The following is a 16,641-nucleotide window of genomic DNA, read 5'->3' as shown; positions in this document are numbered from 1 at the left end:
AACGGTTCGTCAAGGACCGGAGAAGCCCGGAAACCCCCGCATCACAAGGGCTTCCGGGCTTTTTTATTGTTCGCAGCAGACCGGGGCAATCCGTTTCAATCCATGAGACGGTGGGGGTATATCAAGGGGTATCCGACCGCACCCACTGAAGCGATACCCCCAATGCCTCTGACCGACGCAGCCATCAGGCGCGCCAAGCCCAGCGACAAGCCGCAGAAGATCACCGACGGTGGTGGCCTGTACCTCTACCTCACCCCGACCGGCGCACGCAGCTGGCGCTGGAAGTACCGCATCGCCGGCAAGGAGAAGCTGCTGTCGATCGGCCTGTACCCGGATGTCTCCTTGGCGCGCGCGCGCGAGGCCCGCGACGAAGCCCGCCGGCTGCTGGCCCGAGGCGTCGACCCGGGCGCGCAGAAGAAGGCTGCTGCCCTCGCCCACTCCGCCCTTGGCTCGGACAGCTTCGAGACCATCGCCAATGAGTGGCTGGCCACACGCCCCTGGGTGCCCAGCTATGCGGAGAAGGTCGAAGCCTGGATGAAGAACGACGTGTACCCCTGGATCGGGTCACGCTCTGTCGCCGACCTCACCGCGCCTGACTTCCTCCGGGTGGCCCGGCGCATCGAGGACCGCGGCGCGATCGAGTCCGCGCACCGAATCATGCAGAACTGCGGCCAGATCATGCGGTACGCCGTGGCCACTGGCCGGGCCGAGCGAAACCCGGTTGCCGACCTGAAGGGAGCGCTCGCGCCGCCGAAGGAAGCCCACCACGCAGCGATTACCGACCCCGTGCAGCTGGGTGGCCTGCTGCGCTCCATCGAGGAATACAGCGGCTCTGCCATCACCCGCTCGGCGCTGCGGCTGGCGCCGCTGGTGTTCCTGCGTCCTGGAGAACTGCGGCATGCGGAGTGGGAGGAGTTCGACCTCGACGCGGCCGTGTGGACCATCCCTGCCAGCAAGATGAAGATGCGTGCTGCGCACCTGGTGCCGCTGTCCAGGCAGGCGCTGCAGATCCTGGAGGACATCAAGCCGATCACCGGCCGGCACAAATGGGTGTTCTCTGGCGCCCGCGATGCCAAACGCCCGATGTCGGAGAACGCCGTTACTGCGGCGCTGCGCAATATGGGTTACGACCGAACGATGATGACCGGCCACGGCTTCCGCGCGACGGCTCGCACCATTCTGGACGAGGTCCTGCACTTCCGCCCGGACATCATCGAGCACCAGCTTGCTCACGCGGTGAAGGATCCCAACGGACGGGCCTACAACCGCACATCGCACCTGCAGGAGCGCGTGCGGATGATGCAGGTCTGGGCGGATTACCTCGATGGTCTGCGCGACGGCAACGTGGTGAAGCTGCGGGCAGGATGAGGCCTACACGCCCCGCCGCATCTGCTGCAGCCCTGCCCTCACCCACGCCTTGGTGCGGACGTCCCTCGCTCGGGGTTTCGTCTCTGACGGCAGCTTGCGCGGCTCAAGCGCCGCCTTGATCCGCTCGATTTCCCTCGCCCCGGCCTCGGCCAGGCGCCGGGCCTGTTGCCGCTGCTCGCGGGTCGGAGGCAGGCCGGGCAGTGGCGGCTCCGGTTGGATCGGGGTGCTGTCGGTCAGCCGGGTGACGGCCTCACGCAGCGGGAGCTCCGGATACAGCCTGGCCGCGCACCAGCGCTCGGCGTAGCGCTTCGCCTGCCGGACGTTGGCCGCGCGCACTTCCTTCACCTGCCACATCTTCTGGCCTTCCATCCATAGCCGGACCCCGGGACCGCCATCAGGCGTGACGCTGGCCGTCTCCCGGCCGTTGTACCAAAGCGCCCAGCGCTCGCCGGTCTGGACCCAGCCAGAGGGGATCGGGGCGGTGCGGAAGCCGTGGGAAGAGCGCATGGCCTGAAGGATACGGCCGGGCGTCGCAGATCCTGCGAACGCGGCGGCGACCTGGCTGAATCGTTCGAGGAAGGAGTTGTTAAGCACTGCATCGGCGGTTTGACGAAATCGTCAATTTCCCCGAACTGCAGGGCCGAGCCTTGCTCGGCCCCCTCCGTAATCCGTCACGGCTTGCGCGGCTCAGGCTTGCAGCATCTGTTGCGCCCGGTCCAAGAAGTATTCGCGGACGGAAGGGTCATGGATCTTGTCAGCGGCGTGGAAGCTGGCATCTGCCAACCGGGCCTCGTTCGCGACCAGGCTTGCCAGGAACTCGTCAGCGATTTGGCGACTGTGGATTTCAAACTTTTCGATCATCTGCATGCTCCGTGTTTGGGAGCGCAGAACGTAGACCCAGCAAACTCGCGAGTCAACGAAAATTCCATTATTTCTCTATATTTTTCAATGTCTTGTAACTCAACCATACCAACAGTGTTATGCGCGCAGGACGGAGTCGTAACGACGGCGCTGGAGGCCATACACGCCTTGAGCACGGCAGGCCGGGCTACCCTCCGGCCATGTGCGGCCGATTCGTCCAGCTCCCCGTGATCGACTTCGGCCAGCCGGGGCTGGCTGACCTTGCCCACGGCCTGGCCGAGATCCAGCCCAGCTACAACCTCGCGCCTACGCAGCGCGCCTCGGTGATCCTGGACCGCGGCGAAGGCCGGCAGGTAACCCGGCTGGCGTGGGGCCTGCTGCCGTTCTGGGCCAAGGCCAAAGGCCTGCAGGGCTCGACCATCAACGCCCGGATCGAGACGGTAGCCACCAAGCCGGCGTTCCGGTCGGCCTTCAAGGAGCGCCGCTGCGTCATCCCGATGGCCGGCTACTACGAGTGGTCGGTCAGCCCCGAGGACGGGAAGAAGGACCCTTGGTTCATCCACGCCACCGGGCCGCTGCTGGCCGCCGGCCTGTGGGAGGACACCAGCCCCCTGCTGCCCGACGGCAACCTGGGCACCTTCACCATCATCACCGGCGACAGTAGCGGCGTCTCGGCCGACATCCACGACCGCATGCCCGTCTGGCTGCAAGCCAGCCAGATCGATGAGTGGATGGCAGCCGGCCCGGACGACGCGATGGCGATGCTGCTGGCCAGCGAGACGCCGGCAATGGAGGCCTACCGCGTCAGCCGCGCGGTGAACACGCCGCGGAACAACCACGAGGATCTGCTGGGGCAAATGGATTGATTGCGGGACCAGGAGGCGCGCTACCTCAGCGCGCGGGAGCACTTCCGCTGCGCACAACGGTGCCTCGCTCACCTTCGACTACTAGCCGCCTTCCCCACAGTATTGCCTTTCGGTCAATGAACTTCTCAAAAGCCACTGCCACTAGCACTGAGGCAGGCAGCGAAACCACCAAAGCGAACCCGACGGCAACTGATCTACCAACGCCCACCTCACTCACAGCCCACCAGAAGACAGGACACCCCACTCCGATGATGATTGGGGCGTGAACTAAGTACAGGGAATAGGAGATCCTCCCCAGGAACTGCGAAAACTTCGACGCCAGAAAGGAACGCGCCGTATCCCCCCTCACTGCCAAGAAGACCAATGCGGCGCCCGCTGTGGACAGAATCCATTTCAGCGAATCGGCCGGCACACCAAGCCGATCAAATGGCGAATAGATGACGCTGCTGCTATACCCCCCCAGATATAGCCCTGCGATGATGAGTGGCCAACCTGCCCAGGGGCTAGCCCTCAAACCTGACTGCGCCAAGAAGGCGCCCAAGAGGAATGCCAGAAAGTGCGGCCAACCAGGCACCACTCCAATAACAACAATCATAAGAACTGTTAGGGCAACAACAACTGTCTGCCTACGGCTTCCCGATAGTAGCGTGTAAGCGAACACGAGGAAGGAGCCAATGAGTTCCACCCGCATGGTCCAGAACACAGTATTGAAACGGTTGGAACCCTCTAAAAGAACACCATATGCGGCGTCCTTAAGTGCGTCCCAGAATCCCAAACCAGCCAGAGAGTTGCCGCGAAGCCAAGCTGAGCCAGTAGCGGTCGAAACCTGCTCTATAACGTCTGGCGTCGCCTTCCCAAGAGCCCAAGCAAAGAAGACCGAAGCTGCTACCGGAAGCCCAAGGCGAAGATACCGCCGACTCGCCATAGAGCGAACAACACCTGCGTCACCAGTATCAACGTAGCGCTTGCATAGGACAAAGCCACTTAATACAAAGAACACGCTAACGGCAAAGCTGCCGTTCCATAGTGTGGAAAGAACTGGAACGGCAAGAACCACCTCAACTGAGCTAGAAGGGGATCCTGATACCGATACACCTGGAAACCAAGGCTCGAACGCTACCGGGTAAAAGGGCAATAGAAAATGGGCGAAGAACACCGCCAACGATGCTACTCCCCGCAGACCGTCAGCAGCGATGTCCTTTCTCATAGCTATCTCAGTTGGATTCACAGCGGGCCAATGCGGCGGCGGCCCCATACATTGTGCAATGTTACCCTTCGGCCCCTCTAGCCGCCATGGGAGCTTAGAAGGCTCGCGCGGGAACATCCCTGCCCAGTCTTCAACCAAACCCGAGCGGCACCTCCGTCAGGTCCACGATGAAGATCGTGGCGTTCTGCGGCCCCATCGTCACGCCGCCAACCGGAAAGGTGTTGGTGATCAGGGTCTGCTGGACCGTCTGCAGCCGGGAAATGAAGATCCGGTTGTCACTGGTCATGTGGAAGTAGTCGGCCGTCATCGTGCAGCGGTCCTGCGACGGCGAGTTGTAGTAGAACCGCGGCGATGGAATGGCAATACCGATCTTGACCCCGGGAAAGAACTGGCCAACCTCCACGGGTGGGCCAGCTACTGTCGGCAGGGCCACCACTTGCAGGACCCGCAGCCCCTTCCGGCGCGAATCGTAGAACACCGTGCCGTCTTCGCCGCGCATCCGTAGCCCGACCGGTCCGCTCGCCGCTCGTTCGGCCGCGCTGAAGGTGTAGTACTCCAGCGATTTGTTGGGGGCGGCGGTGGAGGCATACACGTCGCACGTCACCCCGCTCTGAACCAGCGAGAACCCCGTGTTCGTCGATACGGCGTCGTTGATGTAGCGGCAGACATGGAGATTCGTTGTCCCGTTCGTTGAAGCCAGGGCGCCTCGCGGCGACCATGAAGCGAACGGGGGCGAGCCGCCAGTCGAGCCGCCGGAGAAAGAACCTGTGTTGAGCGTCCCGGACTTGGCCAGCTGCAGGTTGCGATAGCCGGCGCCAATCTGGATTTGACCAGTGCCCTGGTTCCGCACGCGTAGTCCAACGGCCATCAGCTGTAGATCCCGTAGTGAAGGGTGATACCGCCCACCGTGTCCGTGGTGGGCCGGCTCGGAAACATCTCCATCCTGACGTGGTAGTTCACCACGTCAGGGTCCCAGCTCCAGTTGATGCTGTTCCCCGAGATGGTCACCGAAGGCACCAGCATGCCGTAGACCGACCGCTGCCCCTCGCAGGTGAAGTAGTAGAAGGGCTCACCGCCGGAAAAGTCGTTGACGATGAGTCCCCCATTCGCTTCGGGCGGGGCCACCCACTTGTTGTTGGAGTTGACCGGGTTGTAGAGCGGGAACGTGTAGGACCCGATGATCTTGGTCAAACGCGTGGTGACTGTAGTCTCCACATACCCGCTCTCGCTCCTCACTCGCAGACCCACATCGGCCATTACAGCAGCACTCCAAGTTCGACGGCCGGGTTGCCGTTCGGGTAGTAGATGTAGACGCCCTGGTTGGTGATGTTGAGACGATACCCACCGGCCACCATTCCGTTGAACTGGAACCCGCCGCCGGCAGCCTTGTCGATCCTCCAGCCGGTCTGGCCAGCGACGTAGTCATCCGACTGGATCGTGCCGCTGATCTTCGCGTTGGTGATCGCCGCATCGGCGATCTTGGCGCTGGTGATCCACGCGGTGCCGATCAGCGCCTGGTTGATGAAGGTCTGCCCGCCCTGAATCACGAAGGGCGAGGTGACCTGCCCGTTCACCAAGTTGATCACCGCGAACCGGTCGGCCTGGAACAGGATCTGGCTCTGGTAGCTGCCGTCGGGCTGGTTCTCGATGCCGATGCCCATCCCGGCCGCGTAGTACTGGCCATTGGCCGCCACCTGCAGCTTCAGGGTCCACGAAGCGCTGATCCGGCCATCCATATCGACGACAGCCTGAGAGGTCTGCTGCACCATTGCCTGCGTGTCGCCAACCTTTGCCTCCACCGTGTCCTGCCGCTGCGACAGCGCGTAGTCGCCTTGGGCGATGACGGTCTGGATGGTGATGGTGCCGGCGAACACAGTCTCATCGCCAGCGCCCCAGTCACTGTCGCCGGCCGCCTGTACATCCAGCTGTGCGAACAGTCCGTCGGTCTTCTGGCCAATCGCCTGCAGGCCGGTTTCCGGATCATTGACCTGCAGCTCCAGCGTGTTCACCTGGCCGACGACCGCCCCAGCCTGAGCGACCGCGTCGCCGACGTCCTTCCATTTCGTGCCCGGCGGCTCCTCATTGCCTGGCGCACTGTCGTTCCACAGCCAGATCTTGCCGTTGTGCACGACCGTATCGCCGGGGTCATAGGTGGCACCCGCCTCCCAGATCAGCGGCACGATCTGGTCAATGCTGTCGATCTTGGAAAGCAGATCCTGCCCCAGCGCACTCTCGGTGATGCGGCCGGAGAAGTAGGCATCGTATTCCGACTGGTTCGTGCTGGCCTCGCCCATCACGCCAGTGCCAGCTGGATACCACGGGCCGATGTTCCCGCTGCGATCCACCAAGCGTGCCCAGAAGAAGAACCGCGCACCGGCGGCCAGCCCGTCCAGTTCGAGACGGTTCTGCGGGTAGGCATAGTCGCCCAACTTCGTGGCCGTCTCGCGGTTCGGGCTGGGGCTGCGCCAGATTTCGGTGCGCTGCGTGTCCGTTGCGCCTGGCGGGAAAGCCCAGGCCAGTCGGATGCCGAACACGATGGACGCGGCAGTCAGCGAGGTCACCGCCGGCGGCGGCTCGGTCTTGCCTGCGATGGTCGTGAGCGGGCTCATAGCCGGAAGCGACACGGCGTTGAGCGCGTTCACGGCCCTGACGCGTGCAAGGTACTGGCCGGCGTAGATCCCGGGCACCTCGATGCTGCTGGTGGCCACGCGCCCAGCGCGCACCCAGTTGAGGTCGTCGCGGCGCCACTCTACGTCGTAAGCGATGGCCTTCTCGGCGGGGTCCCACTGGATGGTCAGCGTCGGAGTGGCGATGCCCTGCTCGATCACCACGTGCGAGGACAGGGTCACGTTGGTCGGCGGCGGCTGGACGCTGGGCGGGATGATGCTGATGGGCGGCAGTTCCAGGCGCGTACCGTCGTCGATCGCCGCATACTTGCCCGGGACGTGCTTCAGCGCGGTGATGTTGTAGGTCAGTTCCTCGCCTTCAGTGACGGCGATCACGCGGAACAGCTGCAGCACCAGGTCGCTGGATTCGGTGGCCCAGACAGACTGCGGCACCGGGACCGCCGACCACGGCGCCGAGACCGTGACCACTCCCGTGGCGGCATCGATCCCGTTGATGGTCCGGCCTTCCGTGCGCCCACTGGGCAGCGTGGCTCGCAAGGTGTCGCCCACCGCCATCGTCTCGGGCACCAGGTCCAGGGTGAGACTGCTGGCGCCCGCAGCACGAATGCGGCCGGCGTTCCGGCGCCCCGCCCGGTTGGGGTCGGCCACCTGGATGACATCGCCCGGCATGCAGTTGAGTGCGTCCAAGCCCACCGCGAAGCTGACGGTCTCGGTCTCCAGGCTCTCCGTGTACAGGATGTGGTTGCCCACCCGCTGCGCCTGCGCACGCGAATGGCAGCCGATCGCCGTCACCTCGGTCTGGTTGACGCCGTAGCGCGCGATGGCGTCGAGGTGCTGAACGACCTCCACCTTCTGCCGGCCGAAGTCGTCCGGATCGGTCCACGACACCAGCGCGACGGTGTGGCGTGCCTTCCGGCCGCTACCTTCGTAATGGAAACGGCCCTCGATCACGTTGGCCTGGCTGTATGTCGGGCCCGGGTCCTTGGGCATGTCGGCCGAGGCCATGACCTGGCCAGCCGCGTAGAAGCTGATGCCTCGGAACATGCCGGCCATGTCCTGCAGCACCTTGTAGGCGTCCGCCCTGCTCTGCAGGTACAGGCTGCAGGTGAACCGCGGCTCCTGGCCGCCCATGCCATCGCTCACCAACTGGTCGCAATACTGGGCGATCTGGTACAGCCGCCACTTGTCCACCCAGTCCAGCGGGATGCGGTTGCCGAGGCCGAACCGGTCGTTGGTAACGATGTCGAAGAACACCCAGGCTGGGTTGTTCGTCCATGCCGACTTGAAGGTGCCGTCCCACACGCCACTGTAGGTGCGGGCGATGGGGTCGTAGTTGCTGGGCACGCGGATGATCCGCCCCCATACCCGGTAGGACCGCGACGGGATGTTCTGGAACTGGCTCGCGTCGACCTGCACCGCACATAGCGCGCTGTTGGGATAGCGAAGCTTCACGTCGATGATCTCGGTCATCGAAAGCACGTTCACCGTGTCCGAGATCAGCGAGTTGTTCTGGTTCGGGGTCAGCCGGCGAATGCGAACCTGCCACTGCGAGCCGGCCGGCAAGTCAATTCGACGGCTGCGCTCATACTGCGTTGTGGTCTTGCCGGTGATCGCATCGTTGAGCACGGTGGTGTAGGCGCCACCGTCGACGGAAAGATCCACGGCGTAGCTGATCGAGTAGCCGTTCCGGTCGCCGTTCTCCTCATCCACCTTCTGCAGGGCCGGGACGGCCAGCCGGATGCGCACAGCCGAGAGATCAGACCCGCTTACGGTGCGCACGACCGGCTGGTCGCTGCGCAGCTCCACGTTCACCGAGATTTCGTTCTCGACCGAGGGGAACCCGGGGATGTACTCCTGGTCCTGCGTACCTGATCGGGTGTCGACGGTGACGCCAGAAAAGTTCAGCCCGCCGTCCGGGTTCTGGATGGGAACCTGGTTCAGGTAGATCGACTGGTTGCCGGCCACCAAGCCACGGATCTCGCCCTCGCTGACGAGGTCGATGATCCTGGCCACGGCCATCGAGTGCAGGCTGTCCGGGGTCTCGACCGGCGTGCGGCCGTTGCTGCCGCTCTTGCCGCCGGCGCCGGCCAGCTGCAGCCCGCGTGCGATTGAAGTTGCGACTGGCAGGTTCAAAGCTGGTCCTCCGCCATAATGCCGCCGCTGATTACCGCGCTGCCGGTGAGCATGCCCTTCTGGTCGTGGCCGCCGTAGGCGACCGGCACAGGATTGCCCTGCGCTTGGGTATTGACGGTGCCGTTCATGCTGTAGCTCGGTCGGTTCTCGGCACTGTCTTGGGAGCCAAGCCCTTTAGGCTGAGGCCCCAGCATCTGGGCAACGCCTCCAATGACCATACCCACGCCGGCATTGATGAACGGCTGTCCCCAGCCACCAGCAATGTTCCCGTAGATGCCGACGACGATCAGGACAACCCCGAGGATGGTCTGCAGCACACCGCCTCGCTTGCTACCAAGCAGCACCGGCGCTATGCGGATGTCTTCATTTCCTGGTGGGTCCTGCAGCTGCTCCTTGGAGAGGTTCTGCTTGCCGATGAAAACAGCGAAGGCCATGCCATTCCGCTGGGCGGCATGGAGATAGCGCTCGAAGCCCGGCAGGACCGCACACAGCGCGCGCACAGCCTCGGCAGGGCTGTTCACGGCCAGGCGGAAGGAGCGGCCGAAGCGGCTGCCCAACTGACCGTACAGACGGATCGTGCGCAGGCGCTCAGACACGGGCTGCCTCCTTGTGGCGGACGATGTAACGGGTACGCTCGGCCCACATGCCGCCGTAGGTGATCACCTCCGACAGACGGCCGTGCATGTGATGGAGCAGCTGGCCGTCGCCGAGATAGACACCGGCGTGGTTCGGGACGGGCGAACGGATCTGCATCAGCACCATGTCACCGCGCTGCGGCTCACCCTCGATCAATTCAAAGCCCTCGGCGCGCAGCCGGTCCAGGCTGTAGAGGTCCTGGCCCTTATCCCACCAGTCGTCCTCCCGCTCGTACTGGCTGAGCTGGATGCCAAGCTCGCGCTCGTAGAAGTCGCGCACCAGGGTGTAGCAGTCCAGGGTGCCGTGGGCGAACTGCCGGCCGACCAGCGGCGCCTCGTAGCCGCACGGCTCGATGGTCTGCAGGTCGCCACACTCGGGATCGGCACCGGTGACCTGGCCAACGCTTACGATGTGCCACGTCAGGCCGCTTGCCTCGCACATGACGCGGTCTGCGTCCGAAGCTGTAGCGGGGGCGTTCGGATGGCTGTGCACCAGGGCCAGCACCTCACCCACGTCCTCAGCATCGGCGAAGTCCTCCGCTGGCAGCCGGAAGTGTTCGCTGGGTGTGGTCGCCACGTTCCGGCACGGGATGTACGTTTCCCCGCCGCGGCCGGCCACGATCAGGCCGCAGCACTCGCGTGGGTACTCGGCAATGGCGTGCGCCTGGAGGGCCTGCAGAGTCGTCTGTTGCATGGTCTCGCCCATGAAAGCCCGCACATGGCGGGCTGTAGTAGATAATTGGGGCACGAACCCAAGGGGTACTGCTATGTCAAGTCAGAATGCCGGGGAGGGCCCAATCCCCAACTTTCAGTTCCAGCTGGATGGCATTTCTGCAAGCCGCTTTGCCGATGAACTTGAAAAGCTGGCCCGCTCCATTCGCCAAGGCCGCATCGCCCATGTTGGCGGCGGAATGGTCATACAGCCCTCTGGCTGCACCATCCGAATAGAGAGCAACCTGGAACTGCTGGTGCTGGGCGAATCGTACTAGGTCCGCAGCAGGCCTGCGGCCGGGAAGCCACCGTAGGGCAGCGGCTTGTCGGCACCGAAGCGCAGCTTGCAGCTGCCGACCCTGCCCCCGCACTGGTCACGCGCGGGGTCAGTGGTGGGGACGTCGTTGGCATCGGCCACGGCCGGACCGTTGTAGCCGCAGTAAGGGCCGCGGTAGCCGCCCCGGATCAGCCAACCGCAGACACCGGCGATGACCTGACGGCCCGGCAGCTGCTCGCCGTTGAGGTCTATCGCTGTGGTCAGCTCGAACTCGACCGTTTCCTTCGTCTCGGAGACCTTGCGTTCGATGAACCAGATCTCATCCAAGAAGTGCTCGTTGGGATCAGCGGTGGGGTGTCTATCCTTGACGGGGTCATTCGTGGTGACTTGAAAAGTCGTTGCATTCTGGCCGAGCTCCAGCTGAGCGCCCAGCAGGATTACGTCCTGTCCAACCACGGCGCTGGTAGGCCCGACCTGCAACGTCGGCGCCGCCGAATTGGCCCCGTTGTAGACGATCCTCACCGTCACCCTAACTACACCACCTGCGCGTTGCTCAAACCCCAGAAGCTCCAGCGGACCGGCGGCCGATGTTGCAGCCGCTACGCTCCCGTCAGCATTCAGATTGAACAGAGACTCACGGTAAGCACCGCCTACCGTGTTCGACAGTACGATGCGCACCCGCTGTGAGCTGCCGAACCGAACATAGACGGTTGCAACCGCAGCCTGACCCGCCGAGACGGCGAAAGGCCGCAACGGCGCGCGACGGTTGTTGGAGGTGCCCCCGTTGCTGGAGATTCGCGTCGGCGTGAAGGTAATGCCATCCACCACTTCGCCCGGAACCGGTGCCGCGACAGCACCGTTGTTCGTCCAACCCGCACCGTTCGGATTGCTGCTGAAGTTGACCAGATTCACAATGGGCGGAAAGTTCGCCCCGTCCAGATACTTCACCAGGGTCTGCCGGCGGATGACGCGCGCGCCAACCAGATCATCGAACATCAGGCACAGCGCGGTGATGCGCCCATCAATGTTGCTGACCTTCAGCCGTGGGTTCGGTGGCTGATCGCTGGTGCGGGAAAAGCCGGTCGCCTCGATCGGCCAAGGCCCGTACTCCTGGCCCTGCCACCAGATCACGCCCGACTGCAAGTGAGCGTGGAAGAACAGCTGGTCGGCGCCGAAGCTGCTGGCGTCAAGCTCGAACAGCGTGATGCGCCCACCTGGTTCGAGCTGCTGGGCATCAGCAGTGATCATTCCAGCACCGCCGTCTCGTTAATCTTCAACGGCAGCTCAACCTCATCGGGCCACCCGAAAGTTTCTGGCTGCGGCAACAAGGGGCGTACCTGATCCCACGTGACTACGCCTGCCGGAGGGGCCAGCACCAACTGCTCCAGCGCTTGGTTGACCTGGTCGCGCCAAGCAACCATTGCGCGCGCCTCAAGCCTGTATCGCTCCACTCCGCTGTTGTAGTAGCCGACACAGGTCTCGATGGTGTCATATCGCCGTTCGTTGACCCATGCGGTCATCCAGTCCCATGCAGAGGAGCGAATCGCCTCATAGTGCTGCGGGCTCCCTACCGAATATGGAGGGGCTGCGGGAAGTGCAGTATTTCCCGCCCTGCACCAATCCTTGTAGTCCTCCCACAACCTATGCTCGGCCGGAATGAACACTCCGGTTTCAACGCAAATAACCACATCCTCTTTGCTGGTCAGCTGATACATGGTCAGATCTCCGCGTCGAAAAGCAAGCGAGCTGGATCCGACACCAGGCCCGTTATGTAGCTGGAGCTGCCTGCCGTCCCGCTTGCCACATTGCCTACAATGGCCACGCGCCGATTGCTCGCTGGGGTGAGAGAAACCGAGGTCACTGCGACGCCGTCCGAGAACCCGATCTGGCCTGATGCCAGCCGCACCGCCGGAACCATCGCCATGTCGACGGAAGTATCCAGCCATCCAATGATGGATGTCGCGCTGAGGCGAAACACCGGGGCAAAAGCGGTCCCTGCAGGGAACCGCATTTCGTAGCAGTAACGCTGGCAAAGCAGCAGTTCAATGGCTGGCGCGCGCCACTCAAAATCGCTCGCGTAGTCTCCCTCTTCTAGCTGAACCCCCCAGATCCTTACTGCTCCGCTCTTTTGTCCTGCGGCACTCGCACGACTTGCAAAATTTGAACCTGCGTCAAGCCACCAGTTGAGCGAAGTACTACTGCGATCCCCAACCGTTTTCCCAACCACGCTTGGAAGTGTGAAGGTATACGTGAATCGCTGAGCGGTAGTGGTAAGCGTGAATGACTGCTTTGCCGCTTCCATAACCTCAGCACTGCCGCCAGCGCCAAACAGTTGAGATGCCTCGAATCCAACCTTGAAGGTTCCCGATTCGCAATTGGCGTAGAAGCTGAGGGTTACCTTCTTGCCTGAAAGCTGGCGCACATCCTCCAGGCGGGTTCTTACAACTGCATAGTTGTTAGCACCGGCAACGGATGCCACTTGAATCCGCAGTGCGGCAGCCACTCCAGATGGAAGTGAGTCCGGGCTTGGCAGGCCTTCGCGTCCGATCCTGCTAGCGGCGATGGTTGTTCCCGCTGCGGCAAATCCAAATCGGTCGGCCAGAAAGCCGGCCGCAGTGGACGCCGCTCGCGTTGTCCCCCACTGCCACCACTGAAGGCCGCCGTTGATCACAAGATTCTTCCCGCTCCCATAGAGCTCCGCAAAGTTGGCGTTCGCCTTGTCAAATGCGATCTTGGCGGGATCGCCCTTGTAGGTCCCATGGTCGGTTGTGGTGTCGATTACTTGGCGTGCCATGGTGATCCCTTACGGCTGGAAGGTCTGTTCGAAGGTGGCGTTCAGCGTGAACACGCCATTGCCATGTGGAATCAGGTTGTACGTCTTGCACAGGTACAGGCCTTGGACGCCAAGCGGCGGCGTCCAGAGGAAGGACACGGCCCCTTTCCGCGCACGCAGGAAGGCCAGCGCCGGCCCGACCTTCGACTCGCGTCCGACGATGGAAATCGGCCAGGACTGCGTTTCGTTGTTCAGGCCGTCAGCAGCGGTCTGGCGGTAGCCATCGCCGAACTGCGCCTCACGGGTCAGGAAATCGCCGGTCCCGTTGATCTCGGTGCGCACGCACCAGTTGAAGACATCAGCCATTGCTCACCCTCATCTGATGGAAGAGGCCACCCGGCCGCGACTGTTGCGTGGCCCACTCGTTCATCTTGGAGGTGAAGAACTGATTGAGGCGGCGAGCGTCCTCGCTGCCGTCGCCCTGTTGGGTGCTGCTGGTGCCATCAGACGAAATGTTCATCGTGGTATTGAAGTTGTTGGTGATCCCGCCACCGCCGCCGACGGAGGATGTGGGCATGCCTGCAGTGATCGGACGAACCGAACCGGCGTCACCGGGGATCAGGTAGGTCTTGCCGCCCTGGTCGAACAATTCGGGCCGGCCACCCTCGCCCACGCGATACATGCTGCCGGCCGCGACCGGGCCACCCCCGGCGCGACCGCCAGACGAGCCGCTGATCGCACCGCCAATGGCATTGATCCAGCCCGCACCGGCCCCGTTGTAGCTGCTCGCCCAGTTTCCGATCATCTTGAAGATCTGCGAAGCGGCAGCCTGTGCAGCCATCTTCTGCAGCGTCTTGGCGAAGCTCTGAACCATCCCGCCCAAGCCCTCGGAGAACGGGTAGAACAGGAAGTCAGCGAATGCGTCCTGCATGTTCCGCGCAGCCTGATCCGCAAAGGTGCTCATCTGGCTGTTCGCGTCCTGGGTTCTGCTGGCCAGGTCCTGCAGCCCATCCCCATAGAGCGCGGCGAAATCGTCCTGCGCATCCTTTACCGCAGCAAGATTGCGAAGTGTTTCCGCCTGAGCCTCGCTCAGCGCTCCGTAGGCGTTTGCCTGGATATCGTAGTTCAGCTTTGCCGATTCGCTGAGGTCACCATGCAGGGCGATCTCGCGTTCCAGCTTTGCGATCTGGTCGTCGGCGCGACTGCTACCAGCGCTGTAGAGGGCGTCGTAGTCCTCTTGGATCTGCTCCAGCAGTGACTTCTCTTTGGTCAACGCACCCACGCGTCGGTCCGATGTTCCAGGACCGCCTGCGGCCGCCACCATCCCGCTGCCCGGGATCCGCGCTGTACTGTCGACGGATCCCGTAACGCCCTTGAAGTTCTCGCCGGCCGCCTCTGAGCGATAGCGCTTCGTCAGCTCTCGCTGAATCTCCAAGCGTTCCTGCTGAAGATCATTGATTCGCTTCAGGCGCGCTTCTTCCTGGTTGTCCGTCAGTGGCAGCCCGAACAGCCCCCGATCGTTCTTCTTGATGTAATTGATTCTGTCCGTGAGCCTAGCCATGCGGGTGTTCAGCGCTTCCTCGCCCGCGTCAGCTACAGCCCCGCCCGCATCGAGCTTTCGGATCTGGTTCACCTTGTCGATGAAGTTGACGATCAGTACCGCACCATTGGCCATCTCGGCCGCTAGATCGCCCACCCACTTTGTAATGGTGACAAAGGCGTTCTTGGTCTGGTCTGATCCGAGAAACGCCGTCAGCTCCTTGAACTGGGGCAAAAGTTCGGCAGCTACCTCGTTCTTCAGGCCCTGGAAGGCCAGATGGATCAGGTTGGACTGTTCCTTGACCTCCTTCATAGCAGCCAGCGTATCGGCATCAAGCACCGCTCCAAGGCGCTGCGCCTCGTCGCCCCACTTGCGGAAGCCCTCACCGTTGCGCGCCAGTAGCGGGGCCAGCATGGACGAGTCGCTGGCGATCGCCTCCATGTAGAAGACCATCTCGGCCTGGCTCGCGCCGGCCTGCTCCAACGCGCTGTAGTACCGCTGCAGCACCTCCGGCCCGCTCAGGTGTTGCAGCTCCTTCGCGGTCAACCCGATGCGCGGTGCGATCTGCTCGAAGAAGTCCTTCATCGCGCCGCCGCCGGTCTGCAGGAAATCACCCAGCTTGTCCTGGGTGTCCTTGAAGATGTCGGCGAGCTTGTCCTGCTGGATGCCAACGGTGGCTGCGCCAGCAGCCATGCGCTGGAACACCTGCTCGTTGGTGCCGGACAGACGGGAGAACTTCTCCAGTTCCGCCGATGCATCGACCAGCTGCCGGGTCCAACCCAGAACGGCCGTGCCGGCCGTGGCCAACCCACCAGCGATGGTTCCGCCGATTAGCCCGAAGGCACGCCCAATGTCGGCAGCAGTGTCCCCGGCATCCTTGCCCAGCTTCTTCATCTGCTTGGACGCGCGGTTGGTGTCGGTCTCGAACGACCCCGTGCGCATCAGTAGGTCGACAACGATTGAGCCGGCAGTGGCCATGGTGGGGTCCAGTCAGGTTAGAAGCCTAGGGCCTTGGATACATCGCGATCGGCGTCGCTCAGCACCGGGTCGTCTGGGCTCGGAGCGAGGAATCCGATGATGCTTTCGTACTTGCCGCCGAAAGCGGTTCCGATCACTGCAGCCGGCCGGTGGAACCGGTGCAGATCGTCGAAGGGATAAAGTTCGTAGAAGGCGCGCCAACCATTCAGCTCAGCGCCGGGCATTGCGTCGATCTCGCCGAGGGTCTTCCCGAGGCTCAGGGCGAGCTGGTATCGGAACCACTCTCCGCTTCCTCGGCGGGCGAGCTCTCCTTTCCCTGGTAACTGTGCACCTCGCTGATGGCCTTGGTCAGGGCAATCTGAACGGCGAACTTCAGTTTCTTGGCCTGTGCCAACGTCAGAGCTGGCTTGCCATCGGGGGTGCAGATCGCCTTGGCAACGAGGCGAGCCATCGATTCAGCCTGCTTGTCCGGGTCTTCACTGGCCTGCCCCGCGAAGAACCCGCGCAGCACGCCCGCCTCCTGCTCGCGGATGTAGAACGTGTGCTTGCTGCCGTCGGCAAGCTTGACCTCGCGCTCATGCACGTCGTCGGAGATGAAAAGCGAGGGGTCCAGTAGCGGCGCTGCAGTGTTGTTGGTCTCGGTCATGAGGGGTAGTTCCGTAGAG

At 63.1% G+C, this 16,641-nt stretch carries 18 protein-coding genes; 3 read left to right on the top strand and 15 right to left on the bottom strand.

Translation table 11 applies throughout. The annotated features are described in order from the left end of the window. Nucleotides 1-162 precede the first annotated feature (162 nt). On the top strand, nucleotides 163-1,368 hold the full coding sequence (locus tag ROV95_RS17930; RefSeq protein ID WP_312545605.1) for an integrase arm-type DNA-binding domain-containing protein: 1,206 nt from the start codon (nucleotides 163-165) through the stop codon (nucleotides 1,366-1,368). A 3-nt stretch (nucleotides 1,369-1,371) separates the two neighbouring features. On the opposite strand, the gene ROV95_RS17925 is transcribed toward ROV95_RS17930, so the two are convergent. Both ROV95_RS17925 and ROV95_RS17920 read right to left on the bottom strand, forming a co-directional pair. Further along, the gene (locus ROV95_RS17925) at nucleotides 1,372-1,875 is read right to left on the bottom strand and encodes a hypothetical protein (RefSeq protein WP_312545823.1); all 504 of its coding nucleotides are present in this window, start codon (nucleotides 1,873-1,875) and stop codon (nucleotides 1,372-1,374) included. 180 nt (nucleotides 1,876-2,055) lie between these two features. Then, entirely contained in the window at nucleotides 2,056-2,229 is a 174-nt protein-coding gene (locus ROV95_RS17920) for a hypothetical protein (protein WP_236509477.1), read from the bottom strand. A 200-nt stretch (nucleotides 2,230-2,429) separates the two neighbouring features. Here ROV95_RS17920 and ROV95_RS17915 point away from each other — a divergent pair, with 200 nt between their 5' ends. Further along, nucleotides 2,430-3,095 carry an SOS response-associated peptidase gene (locus ROV95_RS17915; protein ID WP_312545603.1) on the top strand — a complete coding sequence of 222 codons (666 nt, stop codon included), beginning with the start codon at nucleotides 2,430-2,432 and terminating at the stop codon, nucleotides 3,093-3,095. A 25-nt stretch (nucleotides 3,096-3,120) separates the two neighbouring features. Here the strand turns inward: ROV95_RS17915 and ROV95_RS17910 are convergent, their stop codons facing one another. From ROV95_RS17910 to ROV95_RS17885, 6 genes are all read right to left on the bottom strand, one after another. Further along, nucleotides 3,121-4,302, bottom strand: a complete 1,182-nt coding sequence (locus tag ROV95_RS17910) for an acyltransferase (RefSeq protein ID WP_312545601.1) — start codon at nucleotides 4,300-4,302, stop codon at nucleotides 3,121-3,123. Nucleotides 4,303-4,432: 130 nt separating this feature from the next. After that, on the bottom strand, nucleotides 4,433-5,170 hold the full coding sequence (locus ROV95_RS17905; protein ID WP_312545599.1) for a hypothetical protein: 738 nt from the start codon (nucleotides 5,168-5,170) through the stop codon (nucleotides 4,433-4,435). Beyond that, nucleotides 5,170-5,493, bottom strand: coding sequence for a hypothetical protein (locus ROV95_RS17900; protein WP_312545598.1), 324 nt, complete (start codon nucleotides 5,491-5,493; stop codon nucleotides 5,170-5,172). Before ROV95_RS17900 ends, ROV95_RS17905 begins: the two co-directional genes overlap by 1 nt. Nucleotides 5,494-5,558: 65 nt before the next feature. Then, nucleotides 5,559-9,062, bottom strand: a complete 3,504-nt coding sequence (locus ROV95_RS17895; protein WP_312545596.1) for a host specificity protein J — start codon at nucleotides 9,060-9,062, stop codon at nucleotides 5,559-5,561. Next, a complete protein-coding gene (locus ROV95_RS17890) occupies nucleotides 9,059-9,658 on the bottom strand; it encodes a tail assembly protein (protein WP_312545594.1) in 600 nt (199 codons plus the stop codon). Before ROV95_RS17890 ends, ROV95_RS17895 begins: the two co-directional genes overlap by 4 nt. Next, nucleotides 9,651-10,391, bottom strand: coding sequence for a C40 family peptidase (locus ROV95_RS17885; RefSeq protein WP_312545592.1), 741 nt, complete (start codon nucleotides 10,389-10,391; stop codon nucleotides 9,651-9,653). Before ROV95_RS17885 ends, ROV95_RS17890 begins: the two co-directional genes overlap by 8 nt. 73 nt (nucleotides 10,392-10,464) lie before the next feature. Here ROV95_RS17885 and ROV95_RS17880 point away from each other — a divergent pair, with 73 nt between their 5' ends. Further along, nucleotides 10,465-10,686: a hypothetical protein gene (locus tag ROV95_RS17880; protein WP_312545591.1), complete on the top strand. Its 222-nt coding sequence runs from the start codon at nucleotides 10,465-10,467 to the stop codon at nucleotides 10,684-10,686. Here ROV95_RS17880 and ROV95_RS17875 read toward each other — a convergent pair. Genes ROV95_RS17875 through ROV95_RS17845 form a run of 7 tightly spaced genes read right to left on the bottom strand, consistent with a single transcriptional unit; the run spans nucleotide 10,683 to nucleotide 16,622 of the window. Next, nucleotides 10,683-11,933 carry a phage minor tail protein L gene (locus ROV95_RS17875; RefSeq protein WP_312545589.1) on the bottom strand — a complete coding sequence of 417 codons (1,251 nt, stop codon included), beginning with the start codon at nucleotides 11,931-11,933 and terminating at the stop codon, nucleotides 10,683-10,685. The two genes, ROV95_RS17880 and ROV95_RS17875, sit on opposite strands and share 4 nt — an antisense overlap. Beyond that, nucleotides 11,930-12,400 (bottom strand): hypothetical protein, encoded by a 471-nt coding sequence (locus ROV95_RS17870; protein ID WP_312545587.1) that lies wholly within the window; start codon nucleotides 12,398-12,400, stop codon nucleotides 11,930-11,932. Before ROV95_RS17870 ends, ROV95_RS17875 begins: the two co-directional genes overlap by 4 nt. Nucleotides 12,401-12,402: 2 nt before the next feature. Beyond that, nucleotides 12,403-13,479: a hypothetical protein gene (locus ROV95_RS17865; protein ID WP_312545585.1), complete on the bottom strand. Its 1,077-nt coding sequence runs from the start codon at nucleotides 13,477-13,479 to the stop codon at nucleotides 12,403-12,405. Nucleotides 13,480-13,488: 9 nt separating this feature from the next. Further along, a complete protein-coding gene (locus tag ROV95_RS17860) occupies nucleotides 13,489-13,824 on the bottom strand; it encodes a phage tail protein (RefSeq protein WP_312545583.1) in 336 nt (111 codons plus the stop codon). After that, the gene (locus ROV95_RS17855; RefSeq protein ID WP_312545581.1) at nucleotides 13,817-15,976 is read right to left on the bottom strand and encodes a hypothetical protein; all 2,160 of its coding nucleotides are present in this window, start codon (nucleotides 15,974-15,976) and stop codon (nucleotides 13,817-13,819) included. The genes ROV95_RS17860 and ROV95_RS17855 overlap by 8 nt, the downstream gene beginning before the upstream one ends. A gap of 17 nt (nucleotides 15,977-15,993) precedes the next feature. Continuing rightward, nucleotides 15,994-16,200 (bottom strand): hypothetical protein, encoded by a 207-nt coding sequence (locus ROV95_RS17850; protein ID WP_043034803.1) that lies wholly within the window; start codon nucleotides 16,198-16,200, stop codon nucleotides 15,994-15,996. 32 nt (nucleotides 16,201-16,232) lie between these two features. After that, nucleotides 16,233-16,622 carry a phage tail assembly chaperone family protein, TAC gene (locus ROV95_RS17845; protein ID WP_111191576.1) on the bottom strand — a complete coding sequence of 130 codons (390 nt, stop codon included), beginning with the start codon at nucleotides 16,620-16,622 and terminating at the stop codon, nucleotides 16,233-16,235. Nucleotides 16,623-16,641: the final 19 nt, after the last annotated feature.

This window comes from Stenotrophomonas maltophilia group sp. msm1, from assembly GCF_032025805.1.
Classification (GTDB): Bacteria; Pseudomonadota; Gammaproteobacteria; order Xanthomonadales; family Xanthomonadaceae; genus Stenotrophomonas; species Stenotrophomonas hibiscicola.
This window is presented reverse-complemented; position numbering and strand designations above follow the sequence as displayed.